Below are 16,162 nucleotides of genomic sequence, written 5' to 3'. Positions count from 1 at the left end.
TAGTTCTGGATTCAAAAAAGAAAGCATCCGAAGTTAGATGCTTTCTTTTTTGAGTGATTTTCACTATCTGTTCGTTACTTGTTTCATAAGTGGTCTAATTTCTTTAACGGGTGGTTTTTTATCATAGGCATCAACATAAGAAAAGTAGTAATTTAAATTTCTGAGAAGTCCTTTTCCTATTTTAGCGCTTAAGAACGGAAATACTTGTCCAGTATAATCATCGAGAGATTTACAGTAATATTTTTCATCTAAATATATACTGTATTTACAAGTTAGTTCTACTAGTGAGTTACCTTCATCATCAAATACTTCCTTAGAATCAATAATGTCTATTAATGCGAATTTTTCATTCAGATAAACTTTTTTCTTTTTCTCGTGTTTATTTGTGAGGATAAATACGAGACCGATGGCGTTAATCAAACTATTTCCTCCTATAAAAAACGGATATTAATAAAATATATCGATATACGTTAAATGTAAAGAGGAGAGGTGAAATATCATTGATAGAAAGTTTCATAAGCCGATTTGTTTTTTCAAATCGGCTTATTGTTATTGAAACACTTGCGGAAATTGCTTTACGATCGCGTTTGTTATCATGTCGGCCATTTCTAATGCTTCTTTTTCAATTTTATCGTACAGTTTTACTCCTGCTTCATAATCTTTATTTAGGAAAGCAAGTGCTTCTGCTTTCGTAAGTGCTAAATGTTCATAAAACATTTTTCTAAATTCTTCTTTTTCTATATATGGGTTGATACTAGTTAGAAACGCCACTATTTCATCACCGTTAGCGTACCATTTTTTTTCTATAGTGGCTGCTGCATTTTGGTCACCAGCTTTTGCGGCTTTGACAAGATCTGCTGCAATGACTAAGTGGTCTTTAATTAATGCACTATATTTTTTTACAGCATCCTCACCATAGAATGGTTCAAGTGATAGTCCCATATGTGTTGCATTTTGAAGAAGACGCCCAACTGTAACGTTAACGTCTGGTAAATTAAAGACAATACTTATAATAGCTAATCTCGTCCAAGCGACATGTTGTTCCCATAAAGAACGCATATAACCTTTTAAAAAGTTCTCGTTTTTACTAATTCGGTAATTACGTACAGATGTATCAAAGTGTACATAAGGGTTATGATAGGGGGAGTAATACGATTGCCAATAAGAATACATAAACGGTAACACTCCTTTGAACATGTATAACTCAAAGTATGATGGGAATTTATTTTTAGTTACGTGTCCTAGATTAATTTCAGAAATTGATATGGAAAAAGATGAAGAATTTTATTGTGGTATATATAAATAAAATGAATATAAAAATAAACAAGGCTCTGCAAGGGAAGTTGCAGAGCCTCAAAAGGGTATTGCCGAGATGTCGGACTCGACTACGTAATATTATCATAAAATTCTTTTAAAAAAACCTGGTAAATGTGTCCAAATGAAAGTGGACCTTTAATAAAGTCAAAGAAATCTGCTTCCCGCGGCAGATCCCTTTAACTAGATAATGTTGATGAGCAAAAACTCATCTGGAGCACTTTTATAGTAACAAGTAAAATTCATTTTGTGTATTGAGAAAAAAGAATTACTTCATTAAATGTTAAGAACTTATAATTTACTTCTTGTCATTATCATCATTTGTTGTGAGTGGAGTATGGTTATAAAATGGAGAAAAGTCTTGCAAGCATATATAAAAGTGTACTGAAATATATATTAATCAAAAAAGACCTGCTTATATAAGCAGGTCAACATAAGGGGTTTATCCAACAGAATATTTCATATGATAACGACTGTATTGTAGTATGTCTATAAGGTTTATATTGAGAAAATTTTTGTGAATACTATATTTCGCACGTGGATTAACGTTTTAAAAGTTGAGAAAGAAAATGAAAAAGCTTTCTATAAGAAAATAATGGCTGATACTTAAAATACGATTCATATTTCCACGCATCATTATTCGAAAACTGGAGTTGGTTCGGTACTGTTTTCTGCTTGATGTAACTAGTATTATGATGCTTCATATATTAACCTCCTGAATTCATATGTATAAGAATAGTAGTATTCAAGGAAGAGTAATAAAATGTATGTTTATTTTGTAATTCTTTTTATATGTGCTGTAATTATGTTTTAAAAGTTATTAACATAATTAGGACCAAAAACACAGTGCAAATTAACCTCTAAAACGTAAAGAAGTATAAAATAATGAAAAAGCAGGCTGTTAGTCATGCATTCATCACTTTCATGACGCATAAGTGATGATATAATAGGAGTAGATGAAAGATATAGAAAAGCAGGTGACTCTTTTTTGTTTACAAAAGCACAAGAACTTTTAGCGTCTTATTTCGGTTATTCTTCATTCCGAAGAGGACAAGATGAAACAATTAAAAATGTATTAGATGGGAAAGATACAGTCTGTATTATGCCTACGGGTGGTGGTAAGTCAATTTGTTATCAAATTCCCGCATTAGTATTCGAAGGAACGACGTTAGTTATATCACCTTTAATATCACTTATGAAGGACCAAGTAGATACATTAGTGCAAAACGGTATTTCAGCTACTTATATTAATAGTTCTATTTCTATTACAGAAGCGAATCAACGAATTCAATTGGCAAAACAAGGACATTATAAGTTACTTTATGTGGCGCCGGAGCGTCTTGATTCAATGGAGTTTGTTGATCAACTTATGGATATGAAAATTCCGATGATTGCAATTGATGAGGCGCACTGTATTTCGCAGTGGGGACATGATTTCCGTCCGAGTTATTTACATATACATCGCATATTAGATTATCTTCAAGAAAAGCCGCTCGTACTAGCATTAACTGCGACGGCAACACCACAAGTTCGTGAAGATATTTGCAACACGCTTGGAATTAATCAAGAAAATACGATTATGACAACGTTTGAGCGCGAAAACTTATCATTTTCTGTTATTAAAGGACAAGATCGTAATGCATATTTAGCGGATTATATTCGTCAAAATCAAAAAGAATCTGGGATTATATATGCAGCTACTAGAAAAGTAGTTGATCAATTGTATGAGGATTTAATGAAAGCGGGAGTATCTGTATCAAAATACCATGCTGGTATGAGTGATAACGATCGAAATGAGCAGCAAGAACTCTTTTTACGTGATGAAGTGAGTGTAATGGTAGCGACATCTGCATTCGGTATGGGGATTGATAAATCGAATATTCGTTACGTTATCCATTATCAACTGCCAAAAAATATGGAAAGTTATTACCAAGAAGCAGGACGTGCTGGCCGTGACGGATTAGATAGTGCATGTATATTGCTATATTCTTCTCAAGACGTGCAAGTACAGCGCTTTTTAATTGATCAATCGACCGGAGAATCTCGTTTTTCAAATGAACTTGAAAAACTGCAAAATATGACGGACTACTGTCATACAGAACAATGTTTACAATCATTTATTTTGCAATACTTTGGAGAAGAACCTAAAGAAGATTGTGGCCGCTGTGGTAATTGTACGGACGAACGCGAAAGTATCGATGTGACGAGAGAATCACAAATGGTTCTATCTTGTATGATTAGGACGAACCAACGATTCGGAAAACAAATGATTGCACAAGTACTAACTGGATCTAAAAATAAGAAAGTCATTGAATTTAATTTTCATACTTTGCCAACATACGGACTTTTATCAAATCGTAGTGTAAAAGAAGTCAGTGAATTTATTGAGTTTCTCATTTCAGATGAGTTAATTGCAGTTGAACATGGTACGTATCCAACATTAAAAGTAACGAAGAAAGGGAAAGAAGTGTTACTAGGTAAAGAGAATGTTTTACGTAAAGAACGAGTAGAGACAAGACAAATTGTTCAAGATCATCCTTTATTTGAAGTGCTTCGCGAAGTACGTAAAGAAATTGCGCAAGGAGAAGGTGTGCCTCCATTCGTTATTTTCTCTGACCAAACGTTGAAAGATATGTGCGCAAAAATGCCGCAAAGTGACTCTGAACTTTTAACTGTAAAAGGGATTGGCGAACATAAACTTGTGAAGTATGGTTCTCACTTCTTACAAGCAGTTCAGCACTTTATTGAGGAAAACCCAAACTATGCTGAAACAGTTAAAACAGAAGTGGTTACAGAGCGGAAAAAGTCAGGGAAAGCTTCAGCAAATTCTCATTTAGAAACGTATGAAATGTATAAACAAGGCATTGATTTAAATGAGATTGCAAAAGAACGTAACCTATCTAGACAAACAATTGAAAATCATTTAATTCGTTGTTTTGAAGATGGAATGGAAGTAGACTGGAACAGTTTTGTTCCTGCAGAATACGAACAGCTGATTGAAACTGCCGTGCAAAATGCTGATGGTGGTCTGAAATCGATTAAGGAACAACTTCCAAATGAAGTGAGTTACTTTATGATTCGTGCTTATTTACAAATTAGAAAGTAGTGACATGTAAAGGGGATAGGGATTTATGCATCACGTTTTTGTGTATGGCACGTTAAGAAAAGAGCAAACGAATGCTCATTTTATGCAAGGTGCAATATGCATCGCAGACGGAGCGTGGACGTATGGCAAATTATTTGATACAAACGAAGGCTATCCGGCGATGATTTATTCAAATGAAGAAAAGGTCTATGGTGAAGTTTATGAAGTAAATGATGAGATATTGCGTAAGTTAGATGAACTAGAAGAATATACAGGGAATGCGGAGACTGATTTATATTATCGAATCAAGCAAACAGTATATGCTGCTGATAGGGAAATAGAGGCATATGTATATATCGCTCAAGATAAAAAGATGATATTGAAAGTGATTGATTCTGGAGATTGGGTGGAGTATCAAAAAGAAAAATAAGAGTAACTAAAGAGTAGATAGTGGAATAATCCATTATCTATTTTTTATATTTAGACTTTTAAATTTCTTATTATTTTGATAAATTGTAAATATAGGGGAATAAAAAGGAGGGTTTTTCATGGGTGTCAGAAATTTAGTTTCTCACCTGTAGTAGAAAAATAACGTACAGGAGGAGAATAATAATGAACGAATTAAATGTAAAAGAATTTTATAAAAAACAATTTGAATTACTAAGTCATGATATAAATAATGAAAACTGGTTACAGGAAGTTGCTGAAGAAATTAAAGAGCAAGTGGGATATCCATTTCAGACGATGTTAGAACTAGGTGCTGGAAATGGCGGGTTTGCAAGAGCGATGTCAAATTTGGATGTAAAAATGACTACGGTTGAGCTTGTACCAGAGTTAGTTATGTTTGCTAAAGAACATTCTACTAAGGACATTGTGATTCATTGTGCTGACTTTTATAAAATTAACTTTGAAGAAAAGTTTGATGTTGTTAGTTATTTAGACGGATTTGGTGTAGGAACGGATGAAGAACAATTATTTTTATTAAAACGTATCCATAATTGGTTGAAAGATGATGGGTGTGCACTTATTGATATTTATCAACCTTTATATTGGGAAAAAGCAAATGGACAAGAAATGCCGATTGGCTCTGCAATGCGAAAGTATGAATATGATAGTGAAAATGCTAGAATGCTGGACCATTGGTGGGAAACGGATTCTTCAAATGATATTGTGACACAATCTTTACGTTGCTATACTATAGATGAGATTAGTAATTTATGTGCAGAGGCTCGTTTCAGTATAGTTGGGATTTTCCCAGGAGGAGCGTATGACTTTGAAGAGAGAAAATATAAAGAGCAAGTATCATTAAATGAATGTTTATCATATCGTATAAAAGTAAAAAAAAGTAAGGATTAACTCCTTACTCTTTTTTACTTTTATAGTGTGAATAATTGACTGTTTTTCGTGTTCATTGTCGTTCTTTTTTTATTCTTATGGATCTTAGTATGATCCCGATTCCAAGAAATAAAACAGTAGCAACGACTCCGCTAATAGGGTTTAACCAAAAATCACTGCTGTTGGTAAGTGTAATAATCCCTGTTATTGTAACTAAAACAGTAGGAACGGCGTCTTCAATTGCATGCATGATTACGCATGGCCATACTGACTTTGTAAGTCTATATATTTCAACATACATAATAGACCAAGAAACCATAAGTATACAGCCTAATAAAAGCATATTTAGCCTTGAAATAGATTCAAAATATTCATTTGGTAAAAAGACTAAATAATAAGCGGCATGCCAAAGAGCCCAAACTAACCCAGAAATAATATAAATAAACCAATCGTTTAACTTTAGTTCAATCAGCTTTGGAGTTAAATAACCGCGCCAAGAAAACTCTTCAAAAATATTTTTAATAAAGTTACCAATAGTAGACATGAATATGAGTGAAAATAATGAGTGCATTTCAAAACTGGTTATGTTAGCTACTCCAAAAATAAGTGCTATGCTTATCGTTATTAATATAACGAATGGATAAATTAGTAATGCAACGAAATACCATTTAAAGTTTGCCTTCAAATTTAGTTTGATCCCAAAATCATTCCAATCTCGACCAATACTTCTAAGTAAAATACTTGCGAGAAAGGGTAATATTAGCCATAATCCCATACCTAAAGAGTTTCCGTCAGGCTGATCCGTTAGGAAAGAATCTAGAAATACCCCAATCCAACCACTTGCCAACACAATTAACACAAAAATAAGTAAGTGTAACTTTAGAGGCTTTCTTTTGGTGGTAGTCATTTTTAATAGACTCCTTTACTTTTGTTTTTGAATTTTGTAATCTTGGTTAATTTACAAATGAAATAATAGACAACTAGAAAAGAAGTTGGAGTGTATGTAAGGTGTAAAGCTCTTTTAATCGTATCTATCGAATGAATCACTTAATTATATGTGTAGTTGTATGATTTAGATGTTGTATATTCTTATAATGTAAAAACAGCATTAGAATTTCAATATTAGAAAGATAAAAGTAAGTTTTTTCGGAAAACTTAAATTAAAATTCTTGACTTTATAAATGGATTTTTAATACAATTGTATTTCGACTGAAAAATTAGAACGGACAGGAGGGAATCATCAAATGAACAGCATTTTTGACGAAGAGTTAAAAAGAATGAAAGATACGTTAAGTACGATGGATGATCAATTAGAACAGCTTGAAAAAATTCCAGTATATTATGGAGAAGATTTTAAAGAACAAATTCTTGAAAGTATGAGGGAGTCTAATAGACAAAATTTACGTATTGGTGTGCAAGAGCCATACTTTGGAAGATTAGATTTTCAGGAGGATGGTAAGGAAGATATTATACCGATTTACATCGGTAAAGTAGGTGTTTCAGATAAAGATACGATGAAACCGATTGTAATTGATTGGCGGGCACCTGTCGCAAGTATGTTTTATTCATTTACCGGTGGAGATGAATTAGCGTTTTATCAATCGCCAGACGGATTAGTAGAAGGTGATGTTTATTTAAAGCGAAACATCTCTATTCGAAAAAGAGAACTAGAACGTGTTGTTGATACATATGTAAAAGGAAATGAAGATGTCTCGCATGCCGATGATTTTCTTCTATATCGATTAGGTGAGAATAAAGATAATAAACTAAAGGATATTGTTTCGACGATACAATCGGAGCAAAATGATATTATTCGTGCGGAAAGAAACTTACCATTACTTATTCAAGGGGTTGCAGGAAGCGGAAAAACAACAGTCGCTTTACATCGCCTTGCTTTTTTAATTTATGAATATCGTGAGCAATTAGAAGCTGAGAGAATGATTGTTTTCGCTCCGAATAGTCTGTTTTTAGACTATATTTCGAGTGTACTTCCTGAGTTAGGTGTAGGGAACATTAGTCAAACAACGTTTCCAGATTGGGCATTACGTACGTTAGATGATTCGGTGAAACTGAAGCAGACAGAAGAAAAGTTGAAAGAAGCATTTTCTATTAATCGTGATGAAGAAAAGGTTATGCTCGGTAAATTAAAAGGCACGCTGGAATTTAAGTCCTTTGTTGAAGAGAGAATGGTTCAATTTGAAAAAGAATTAGTACCAACAAGTGATTTTGAGGCATGGGACAAGGCGGTTATTCCGGTTGAAGATATTAAAAAATGGATGCAAGTGGAATATAAACATTATCCATTAAAGAAAAGAAGAGAAAGATTAGTCGGCCGAATGAAGCGCTGGATTGAAATTGAACTGAAAAAGTATGGAGAATCAAACGAGAAGAAATTACTAAAAAAAGAAGCGACAAAGAGATTGAACACTTATATGAAGTTTTGGCCGAAAATGAGCTCACTTGCACTATATAGTTCAATATTGAAAAGTAAAGAAATAATCAAAGTATTGCCCGAAGAACTTGTGAAAGAAACAGAAAAGAGTTGTCGTAAAAAAGAAGTGTATGTAGAAGATTTACCAGCTTTAATATACATACATCATCGTATTTCAGGAATTGAAATCGGACAAAAGTTTCATCACGTTGTTATCGATGAAGCACAAGATTTTTCGCCTTTCCAAGTCTATGTATTAAAAGAAATTACACTAGGTAATTCTTTCACTATATTAGGTGATTTATCTCAAGCAATTTATGATTATCAAGGAATTGAAGATTGGAGTGCTTTTAAAGAAGTATTCCAAGAAACAGGTTATTATGAACTGACGAGAAGTTATCGTTCTACAAAAGAAATTATCGAATTTGCGAATGAGATAATTAAAAATGCAGAGATTCCAGTTGGACTTGCAACGCCAGTTTTCCGTAGCGGGGAAGAAGTGAAAGTGATTCAAACAGAAGATCAATTCACTGAAATTATGAAGACTTTACAGCATCTACAAAATGAAGATGTGAAAACAATTGCAGTAATAGGAAGAACAGATGATGAATGCCGTGATATATATGAGAAGCTAACAAATGCAGGGTTGACTGTTAACGTCATTGAAGCAGATCAAAGTAAATATGAAGGCGGTATTTCGGTAGTACCTGTATACTTAGCGAAAGGGTTAGAATTTGATGCAGTACTTTTAATCGATGTTGATGAAGAACATTACAAAAATACAAAACACGATGCGAAGTTATTGTATGTCGGATGTACAAGGTCACTTCATGATTTATGGATTTTCCATAGCGGGGAAGCATCGCCTTTAATTAAAGGATTAAAATAAATAGTACATACAAGAGGCTTTTCTAGTAACAAAAAGAAGAACCTCTTGTTTTTCTATATAAAGACATGGAGAGAAAATAACTATGATAACAAAAGTAATAACAAAAAGAGATTGGGAAATCGCAAAGATAGATGGAGAAATTAATGAAGCTTCACTAAAAGAAGAGGGATTTATTCATTGCTCATTTTTAGAACAAGCGTTAAAAGTTGCTGAGAAACATTTTAGTCATGAAGAAGATGTTTTATTACTAACAATTAATCCATCCCTAATAAAAGCAAAAATAAAAAATGAACTTGCTTCTAACGGTCAAGAATATCCGCATGTATATGGAGTAATTCATATTGAGGCAATTGTAGATATTACCCCATTTACTAAAGAAAATGGAAAATTTATATTACAAGAGGTGCAAAATTAAGATTGTACTAGGCATTTAAATTAGCTAGAAAAGCACAAATTATATAGTTTGTGCTTTTTAATTGTCTATTTTTTGTAAATACTCATTGTTTTTATCACACTAATACTGTACGATACATAGTATAAAACATATACTGTATGACATATAGTAATGAAAATGAGGTGAGTGAATGGATGCTTTATTAAATTCGTTAATTACTGAACTAAGAAGAGGGACATTAACATTAGCGGTTTTAAGCCAATTAAGAATGCCGCAGTATGGGTATTCACTTGTCCAATTATTGGAGCAATCGGGGATTACAATTGATCAAAGTACTTTATATCCGCTACTTCGCCGATTAGAAAAGCAGGAGCTAGTGACGAGTAGTTGGGATAAAACGGAGAGTAGACCTCGTAAGTATTACGTTTTAAGTGAATACGGATTAGAGATATTTTTGCAGTTAAAAAAGGAATGGATAAAGGATTCGAAAGAACTTTATAACTTATTAAAGGAGGAGGACAAGAATGAACTTGATTGATATGTATGTCGAGGAAGTAGCGAAGAGATTACCTGAAAAAAATCGTGAAGATATTATTCTTGAACTACGGTCAACAATAGAGGATATGTTACCCGATGAGTATGATGAGGAAGATGTAAAGAGTGTCCTTGAAAAATTGGGAAGCCCAGTTTCATTGGCTAATGGGTATCTGGATAGACCGATGCATTTAATTGGACCACGTTATTTTGATGTATATACGACGTTATTAAAAATGATTATACCAATTGCAGCTGTTATCGCACTCATTGCAATGGTTGCAGAAAATTTTGTAGGATATAATGGTGAGCCAGCGGTATTAAATGTTATTTTAAATTTGATAGGTAAAGGAATTGGTGAAATTGTCGAAGTTAGTCTCCATGTATTTTTCTGGTTGACACTTGTATTTGCTGTTTTAGAAAGAACGGATAAAGAAAAGGATCCACAGCCATTAACAACAAGTTTAAAAAAATGGACGCCAGATGATTTGAAAAATATTTCGTATATCCCGAAGAAAAAGGCAATCTCAAAGTTCGAAGTATTTGGAAGCTTAATGTGGACGGCAATATGGGCTACACTTTACTTTTATGCGAACCATCTCGTTGGCGTATACCATGCTACGGAAAATGGATTGAAGTTTGTTACGCCGACGTTTAATCAAGATGTTTTACTTCAATATTGGCCAATCGTTGTTGTTATGATTGTTTTCGAAGTAGCTATATCTCTTTTTAAGCTAGTACAAGGACAATGGACGAAAAAGTTGGCAATAGGGAATGCTATTCTCCAAATAGCTGGAACAATAGTATTTATAATAATTGTAGTAAATTCAAATTTATTTACCGAAGGATTTATTACGTTTGTGGCAAATGTGTTTGCTACTTCTCCAGAGGAATTTAAAACGTGGTTAATAGGTGGAGGTATTCTCATTTACATTATATCTGCGGTATTAAATATATTTGATGGTTTCCGAAAAGCACGTATTCGTATGTAGGAGTGATATTAAAGAAGATATGCCTTATGAAAGGAAGAAAGCAATGATAAGGGAAGCAACAAAACAAGATGTAGCATATATTTTAGATATTTATAATGATGCCATACTGTATACAACAGCCGTATATACGTATAAACCTGTAACCCTTGAAAATAGAATAGATTGGTATGAACAAAAAAAGGCTGACGGTTATCCAATTTTAGTATATGAACTAGATAGTAAAGTAGTAGGATTTGCGACATTCGGGCCGTTTAGAGCTTGGCCTGCCTATAAATATTCAATTGAGCATTCTGTGTATGTTCATAAGGAATATAGAAAAAATAAGATAGGAACTTCTTTAATGAAGGCATTAATCACAGTTGCAAAAGAAAGGGAATATATGACCTTAATTGCTGGAATTGATGCAGAAAATGAGAAAAGCATTGCCTTACATGAAAACTATGGATTTGTTCATGCGGGGACGATTAAAAAGGCTGGTTATAAGTTTAATAAGTGGCTAGATTTAGCTTTTTATCAATTGGAGCTTTGTGGCCCTAAAAAACCTTTAGAAGAATAGAAATTTAGTATTTTAGGTAGCATGGAGTAATTCATGCTACCTTTTTCTTATTGTAATAGCCGATATAATCTGCTAAAAAGGGTTTTTATATTCTATATTGAATTATTAGAAGGTGATAAAACGATATGAAATGAGGAATGGAAATGGAAACTGTCATTCAAAAAATGAAAGAGATACAATCTGATCAAGTTGGGATATCTATTTATTCTACAAAAAGCAATCGTATAGTTGCTTCATATAATAGTGAATTAAATATTCCGTTAGCATCAGCAGCAAAAGTAGTAATTGGATTTGTAGTAGCTCAAATGGTGAAGGAAAATAAATGTAATTGGAATGATATACTTCATCATGTTAAATTTAATCCACATGAAGATAGTGCGCAGTTATATCCACATTTACAAGGAAGAAGTACTTTAACACTTAGTAAAGCAGTTGAAGTAATGATAGCATGTCATGATAGTTACGTTGCGCAGTCAGTTGTAATGTACTGTGGTGGATGGGATATTGTGCAAATGTATGCTCAAACGCACTTTTCGAAAATTCATATACAAGAGAATGCTAGAGATGAGAAAAATGTTGGAGAATTAAATGAAGTTCTTTCACTTTTAGTACAAATTTTTCAAGGGTATAAATCAGAAGCTGAATTATGGGAACCTATTATTAGCGGCATGGTAAGACAGCAAGGTGACTATGAAGGAATACATTCATATCACTTGGCTCATATGACAGGTGGACTACCCACAGCTACAATAAATATTGGTATAATAGGAATGTTTAACGAATTTCCCTTTCTTTATGTTATTGGGGGGAAAGATTTACCTAATCGACGTGGAAATAAAGAGGTGGATGAAGCTTTTGCAGTAGCTTTGAAGTACATATACAAAGAATATAGTCAAAGTATGCTAGGGGTGAGTAATTGAAAAGAAACTTAAAGACATCAACAATCATTATATTAATTTTAACAATTATCGCTTTGGAAGTTGGAATCGCGATTTACGATCATACTCTGTCAATAGATACCCTTTACTTTGCAGCGATACTTATTTGTATTGTATTGCTTTTTGGCACACGTGTTTCTGAAGAGAAAGAAAGTACATCGAAAGAGAGACGAAGAAAAACAGCTCTTATATTTTGGCCATCTATTTTATTGTCTATCGCTTGTTTTGCCGTTATTAGTTATATAAGAACAGGTTATGTCTCTGTGCCAGGGATAATTGGTTTTTCATGCTTTGTTACTTATGGTGGATTCGTATTTATAACTATTTTAAAGAGAAAAAGTAAAAATTAAAGATAGCTTACTAAGTTGAAAGGAAGAAATATATGAAACACATAGAGAATGGTACTCGCACTGAAGGAGAATACATAAAAAATAAAGTAATTCAATATAACATGTCTATTTTAACAGATGAAGAAAAACAGCCGATGGAACAAGTAAGTTTCGTAGTGAAAGATGAGAACGGAAAAATCTTTGGCGGTGTAACAGGAACAATGTATTTTTATCATCTTCACATAGATTTTTTATGGGTTGATGAATCGGTTCGTCATGATGGTTATGGCAGTCAACTGTTACATAAAATCGAAGACATCGCAAAGGAAAAAGGGTGTAGATTAATATTATTAGATTCATTTAGTTTTCAAGCACCAGAATTTTATAAAAAGTACGGCTACCGAGAATACGGTGTTGTTGAAGATCATCCTAAAGGACATAGTCAACATTTTTTAGAGAAGAGGTTATAGGAATCGTATTCGTCTTATATAAGAAAAGCGGATTTTAAAAGCATCACCAATACGATGATGCTTTTTTCTTTTGTTTATAGCAACTACTCAATCTGATGCAATTAGGAGAACAAATAGTGCGATTCCTATAACAAAGATTTTCCTTTTCATCGGAAATGAGGTGCTGTCTTTGTAGAAGACAGTTGTTGTATTTACTATGTGCACTAACAAATACTATTGAATTTTTAGGAGAAGAAGAGCAATCAGACGAGCTCTGAATATAATAATAAAGAAGGAGGTGTTAAGCAATGGGTTACATTGTAGATATTTCAAAATGGAACGGTGACATTAACTGGGATGTAGCCGCTCCACAACTAGATTTCGTAATCGCTAGGGTACAAGATGGATCAAATTATGTAGATCCTTTATATAAAAATTATGTCCAAGCAATGAAAACAAGAAATATTCCTTTTGGTAACTATGCATTCTGCCGCTTTATTTCAATTGCTGATGCGAAGAAGGAAGCACAAGATTTCTGGAATCGCGGTGATAAGAGTGCTACAGTTTGGGCTGCTGATGTAGAAGTGAAAACAATGGATGATATGAGAGCTGGTACACAAGCTTTTATCGATGAGTTACGCCGACTAGGTGCTAAGAAAGTTGGCTTATATGTTGGCCATCATGTATATGAGCCTTTCGGTATGGCGAACGTAAAAAGTGATTTTTTATGGATTCCTAGGTATGGCGGTAATAAGCCAGCATATCCTTGTGATATTTGGCAATACACTGAGACAGGTAATGTACCAGGTATCGGTAAATGTGATTTAAACCAATTGATAGGAAATAAGCCACTTTCTTGGTTTACTGAATCGGTACCAAAACAAGAAAACATACAAGCACAAGTTTCTAAGCAAAATATTATCCAATCTGGAGCCTTTTCACCTTATGAAACTCCAGATGTTATGGGAGCATTAACTTCTTTAAAAATGACTGCTACCTTCATTTTACAATCGGACGGTTTAACGTATTTTATTTCCGACCCAACTAGCGATGCACAATTAAACGGTATGAAAGGTTGGCTTGATCGAAAAGGTTGGTGGTATGAAGTTAAATGAAAATGAGGGCCGCCCTATTGGGTGGCTTTAATCATTATTCAACTCAATATATTACGTGTTATTGTTAATATAGAAGAAATATGAAAGGAACTGTTTATATTGCAATTGTAAAATCGATATTATAAATTAATTTTATGAAGGTTTTTTATAACAGGTTGGATTCTATAGCTTTATATTGAAAGAAGTAAAGTAAGACAAAGTATATATAATGAGCAATTTGATGGGAGAAGGAAAATGTACACGTATAAATTGCAACATGAACAACAAATTTCCGAAGAAAAAATAAAAAAACTTTATGTCTCTGTAGGTTGGTGGCCAGAAAGAAAAGAAATCGATATTCAAAAAATGTTAAATAATAGTATAGCAATTGGGGTATGGGAAGAAAATGAATTGATCGGATTTGCTAGAGTTGTTTCTGATGGTGTTTTTCGAGCGTACATAGAAGATGTTGTCGTACATGAGAGTGTAAGAAATAAAGGTATTGGAGAGAGGATGCTTACAATTTTACTTCAAGAGATATCTCACATTCATATTGTTAGTTTATTTTGCGGAGAGAAACTAATAAAGTTTTATGGTGAACAGCAATTTCAAGTGACAAAGCAAATTGTAATGCATCGTAATCAAATAGTGAAAGAATAAGAGGTGACAATTAGAATGAATGCAACAAAAATGTATTGTTTATCAAAAAGAAATGCGACAGAAGATTCTCCAGATGGTTGGAATGCAACATGTATGAGGCTTAATAATAAAATATTTGCGATAGTAAACCATGAAGAAGGAGAAAAAGCTGCGATTACATTAAAATGTGATCCAGAACTTGCACTAAGATTAAGAGAAGACTTCCCAGAAACCATAATTCCTGGTTATCATATGAATAAAAAGCATTGGAATACAGTGTATATACAAAAGGATGTAGAGCAGGAGCAAATTAATAAAATGATTGATTGGTCGTATGATTTAGTACTACAATCATTTTCAAAGAAAAAGCAGCAAGAGTTATTAGATTAATATGTATGAGGGGTGGATATATTGAAAGACACGATCAAAGACACATATGATAAATTAGCGAGTACATATAAAGAAAATCTAGATTTGGCAAATCCATATAACAGCTATTATGAAAGACCAGCGATGATGGAGATGATTCCAAAGAAATTAGAAGGGAAGAGTATACTAGATGCTGGATGTGCAGCTGGATGGTATACTTCTCAATTTGTAGAAAGAGGAGCAAATGTTATTGCAATTGACGTAAGTTCTGAAATGGTAAAAGCTGCAAAGGAAAGTACGGGTGATAAAGCAATGTTTCTTTGTCATGACTTGCAAGAAGTATTACCATTTGAAGATAATACTTTTGATGTTATTGTAAGTTCGTTAACGCTTCATTACTTAGAAAATTGGAATCAAGTATTTCAGGAGTTTCGCCGAGTATTGAAGCCAGGTGGAGAATTTATATACTCCATACATCATCCTTTTATGGATTTTACAAAGTTTACTTGTGAAAATTATTTCGAAAAACAATTAATAGTAGATACGTGGGTTAAACCAAACATTACAATTGAAGTTGAATTTTTTAGAAGGTCACTCCAAGACGTAATTAATGAAACAACAAATTATTTTATGTTAGAAAAAATGGTGGAACCGAGGCCAGTTGAAAAGATGAAAGAAGTAAATGAAAAATCTTATCACTACTTAAATACAAATCCACATTTTCTTATTATGAAAGCCATTAAAAAATAGCTAGTAAAATGATTATATTTTACTAGCTATTTTGCAGTTTTAAATGATGAATTAGGAGTTTTGA

At 33.1% G+C, this 16,162-nt stretch carries 18 protein-coding genes and 1 pseudogene; 15 read left to right on the top strand and 4 right to left on the bottom strand.

All coding sequences use genetic code 11. The features are described 5' to 3' along the window. Positions 1-63: 63 nt before the first annotated feature. The 3 genes from ACXY7N_RS19500 to ACXY7N_RS19490 all read right to left on the bottom strand — a co-directional run bounded on the left by ACXY7N_RS19500 (position 64) and on the right by ACXY7N_RS19490 (position 2,018). Complete coding sequence (locus tag ACXY7N_RS19500) at positions 64-420, bottom strand: hypothetical protein (protein ID WP_000606233.1); 357 nt, start codon at positions 418-420, stop codon at positions 64-66. Between the two features lie 129 nt (positions 421-549). Then, positions 550-1,173: a hypothetical protein gene (locus ACXY7N_RS19495; protein WP_016087537.1), complete on the bottom strand. Its 624-nt coding sequence runs from the start codon at positions 1,171-1,173 to the stop codon at positions 550-552. Positions 1,174-1,856: 683 nt separating this feature from the next. Next, positions 1,857-2,018, bottom strand: coding sequence for a hypothetical protein (locus tag ACXY7N_RS19490; protein ID WP_016134704.1), 162 nt, complete (start codon positions 2,016-2,018; stop codon positions 1,857-1,859). Positions 2,019-2,302: 284 nt separating this feature from the next. Between ACXY7N_RS19490 and recQ the strand changes: the two genes are divergently transcribed. The 3 genes from recQ to ACXY7N_RS19475 all read left to right on the top strand — a co-directional run bounded on the left by recQ (position 2,303) and on the right by ACXY7N_RS19475 (position 5,755). After that, entirely contained in the window at positions 2,303-4,420 is a 2,118-nt protein-coding gene (gene recQ, locus ACXY7N_RS19485) for a DNA helicase RecQ (RefSeq protein WP_016134703.1), read from the top strand. Positions 4,421-4,445: 25 nt separating this feature from the next. Further along, positions 4,446-4,829, top strand: coding sequence for a gamma-glutamylcyclotransferase family protein (locus ACXY7N_RS19480; RefSeq protein WP_016087539.1), 384 nt, complete (start codon positions 4,446-4,448; stop codon positions 4,827-4,829). A gap of 182 nt (positions 4,830-5,011) precedes the next feature. After that, positions 5,012-5,755: a class I SAM-dependent methyltransferase gene (locus ACXY7N_RS19475; protein WP_016087540.1), complete on the top strand. Its 744-nt coding sequence runs from the start codon at positions 5,012-5,014 to the stop codon at positions 5,753-5,755. 20 nt (positions 5,756-5,775) lie between these two features. On the opposite strand, the pseudogene ACXY7N_RS19470 reads toward ACXY7N_RS19475, so the two are convergent. Beyond that, positions 5,776-6,641 (bottom strand): annotated as a pseudogene (locus ACXY7N_RS19470) (CPBP family glutamic-type intramembrane protease). 337 nt (positions 6,642-6,978) lie between these two features. Here ACXY7N_RS19470 and ACXY7N_RS19465 point away from each other — a divergent pair. The 12 genes from ACXY7N_RS19465 (at position 6,979) to ACXY7N_RS19410 (ending at position 16,098) form a co-directional block, all read left to right on the top strand. Then, on the top strand, positions 6,979-9,054 hold the full coding sequence (locus ACXY7N_RS19465; RefSeq protein ID WP_488592568.1) for a HelD family protein: 2,076 nt from the start codon (positions 6,979-6,981) through the stop codon (positions 9,052-9,054). 82 nt (positions 9,055-9,136) lie between these two features. Next, on the top strand, positions 9,137-9,469 hold the full coding sequence (locus ACXY7N_RS19460) for a DUF952 domain-containing protein (protein WP_016087543.1): 333 nt from the start codon (positions 9,137-9,139) through the stop codon (positions 9,467-9,469). Positions 9,470-9,638: 169 nt separating this feature from the next. After that, on the top strand, positions 9,639-9,986 hold the full coding sequence (locus tag ACXY7N_RS19455; protein WP_016087544.1) for a PadR family transcriptional regulator: 348 nt from the start codon (positions 9,639-9,641) through the stop codon (positions 9,984-9,986). Continuing rightward, on the top strand, positions 9,973-10,974 hold the full coding sequence (locus ACXY7N_RS19450) for an HAAS signaling domain-containing protein (protein ID WP_016087545.1): 1,002 nt from the start codon (positions 9,973-9,975) through the stop codon (positions 10,972-10,974). Before ACXY7N_RS19455 ends, ACXY7N_RS19450 begins: the two co-directional genes overlap by 14 nt. Before the next feature lie 43 nt (positions 10,975-11,017). Next, positions 11,018-11,530, top strand: a complete 513-nt coding sequence (locus tag ACXY7N_RS19445) for a GNAT family N-acetyltransferase (RefSeq protein ID WP_016087546.1) — start codon at positions 11,018-11,020, stop codon at positions 11,528-11,530. 143 nt (positions 11,531-11,673) lie between these two features. Then, on the top strand, positions 11,674-12,450 hold the full coding sequence (locus tag ACXY7N_RS19440) for a serine hydrolase (protein WP_016087547.1): 777 nt from the start codon (positions 11,674-11,676) through the stop codon (positions 12,448-12,450). Then, on the top strand, positions 12,447-12,818 hold the full coding sequence (locus ACXY7N_RS19435; protein ID WP_016134700.1) for a hypothetical protein: 372 nt from the start codon (positions 12,447-12,449) through the stop codon (positions 12,816-12,818). Before ACXY7N_RS19440 ends, ACXY7N_RS19435 begins: the two co-directional genes overlap by 4 nt. A gap of 32 nt (positions 12,819-12,850) precedes the next feature. Further along, on the top strand, positions 12,851-13,267 hold the full coding sequence (locus ACXY7N_RS19430) for a GNAT family N-acetyltransferase (protein ID WP_016134699.1): 417 nt from the start codon (positions 12,851-12,853) through the stop codon (positions 13,265-13,267). Positions 13,268-13,554: 287 nt separating this feature from the next. After that, positions 13,555-14,361 (top strand): GH25 family lysozyme, encoded by an 807-nt coding sequence (locus tag ACXY7N_RS19425; protein WP_016087550.1) that lies wholly within the window; start codon positions 13,555-13,557, stop codon positions 14,359-14,361. Between the two features lie 234 nt (positions 14,362-14,595). Continuing rightward, entirely contained in the window at positions 14,596-15,000 is a 405-nt protein-coding gene (locus ACXY7N_RS19420) for a GNAT family N-acetyltransferase (RefSeq protein WP_016134696.1), read from the top strand. A gap of 15 nt (positions 15,001-15,015) precedes the next feature. Continuing rightward, on the top strand, positions 15,016-15,369 hold the full coding sequence (locus ACXY7N_RS19415) for an MmcQ/YjbR family DNA-binding protein (RefSeq protein WP_016134695.1): 354 nt from the start codon (positions 15,016-15,018) through the stop codon (positions 15,367-15,369). A 21-nt stretch (positions 15,370-15,390) separates the two neighbouring features. Further along, positions 15,391-16,098 (top strand): class I SAM-dependent methyltransferase, encoded by a 708-nt coding sequence (locus tag ACXY7N_RS19410; protein WP_016134694.1) that lies wholly within the window; start codon positions 15,391-15,393, stop codon positions 16,096-16,098. Positions 16,099-16,162 lie beyond the last annotated feature (64 nt).

This window comes from Bacillus sp. 5w2 (assembly GCF_054353775.1).
Note: the sequence above shows the minus strand (reverse complement) of the source record. Positions and strands in the feature narration are given on the sequence as shown.

Bases quoted from the DNA above. Each gene is read 5' to 3' on its own strand.
- ACXY7N_RS19460 (WP_016087543.1), top strand. From the start codon at position 9,137: ATGATAACAAAAGTAATAACAAAAAGAGATTGGGAAATCGCAAAGATA.
- ACXY7N_RS19430 (WP_016134699.1), top strand. From the start codon at position 12,851: ATGAAACACATAGAGAATGGTACTCGCACTGAAGGAGAATACATAAAA.
- ACXY7N_RS19425 (WP_016087550.1), top strand. From the start codon at position 13,555: ATGGGTTACATTGTAGATATTTCAAAATGGAACGGTGACATTAACTGG.
- ACXY7N_RS19420 (WP_016134696.1), top strand. From the start codon at position 14,596: ATGTACACGTATAAATTGCAACATGAACAACAAATTTCCGAAGAAAAA.
- ACXY7N_RS19455 (WP_016087544.1), top strand. From the start codon at position 9,639: ATGGATGCTTTATTAAATTCGTTAATTACTGAACTAAGAAGAGGGACA.
- ACXY7N_RS19490 (WP_016134704.1), bottom strand. From the start codon at position 2,018: ATGAAGCATCATAATACTAGTTACATCAAGCAGAAAACAGTACCGAAC.
- ACXY7N_RS19440 (WP_016087547.1), top strand. From the start codon at position 11,674: ATGGAAACTGTCATTCAAAAAATGAAAGAGATACAATCTGATCAAGTT.
- ACXY7N_RS19415 (WP_016134695.1), top strand. From the start codon at position 15,016: ATGAATGCAACAAAAATGTATTGTTTATCAAAAAGAAATGCGACAGAA.
- ACXY7N_RS19475 (WP_016087540.1), top strand. From the start codon at position 5,012: ATGAACGAATTAAATGTAAAAGAATTTTATAAAAAACAATTTGAATTA.
- ACXY7N_RS19465 (WP_488592568.1), top strand. From the start codon at position 6,979: ATGAACAGCATTTTTGACGAAGAGTTAAAAAGAATGAAAGATACGTTA.
- ACXY7N_RS19450 (WP_016087545.1), top strand. From the start codon at position 9,973: ATGAACTTGATTGATATGTATGTCGAGGAAGTAGCGAAGAGATTACCT.
- ACXY7N_RS19445 (WP_016087546.1), top strand. From the start codon at position 11,018: ATGATAAGGGAAGCAACAAAACAAGATGTAGCATATATTTTAGATATT.
- ACXY7N_RS19480 (WP_016087539.1), top strand. From the start codon at position 4,446: ATGCATCACGTTTTTGTGTATGGCACGTTAAGAAAAGAGCAAACGAAT.
- ACXY7N_RS19495 (WP_016087537.1), bottom strand. From the start codon at position 1,173: ATGTATTCTTATTGGCAATCGTATTACTCCCCCTATCATAACCCTTAT.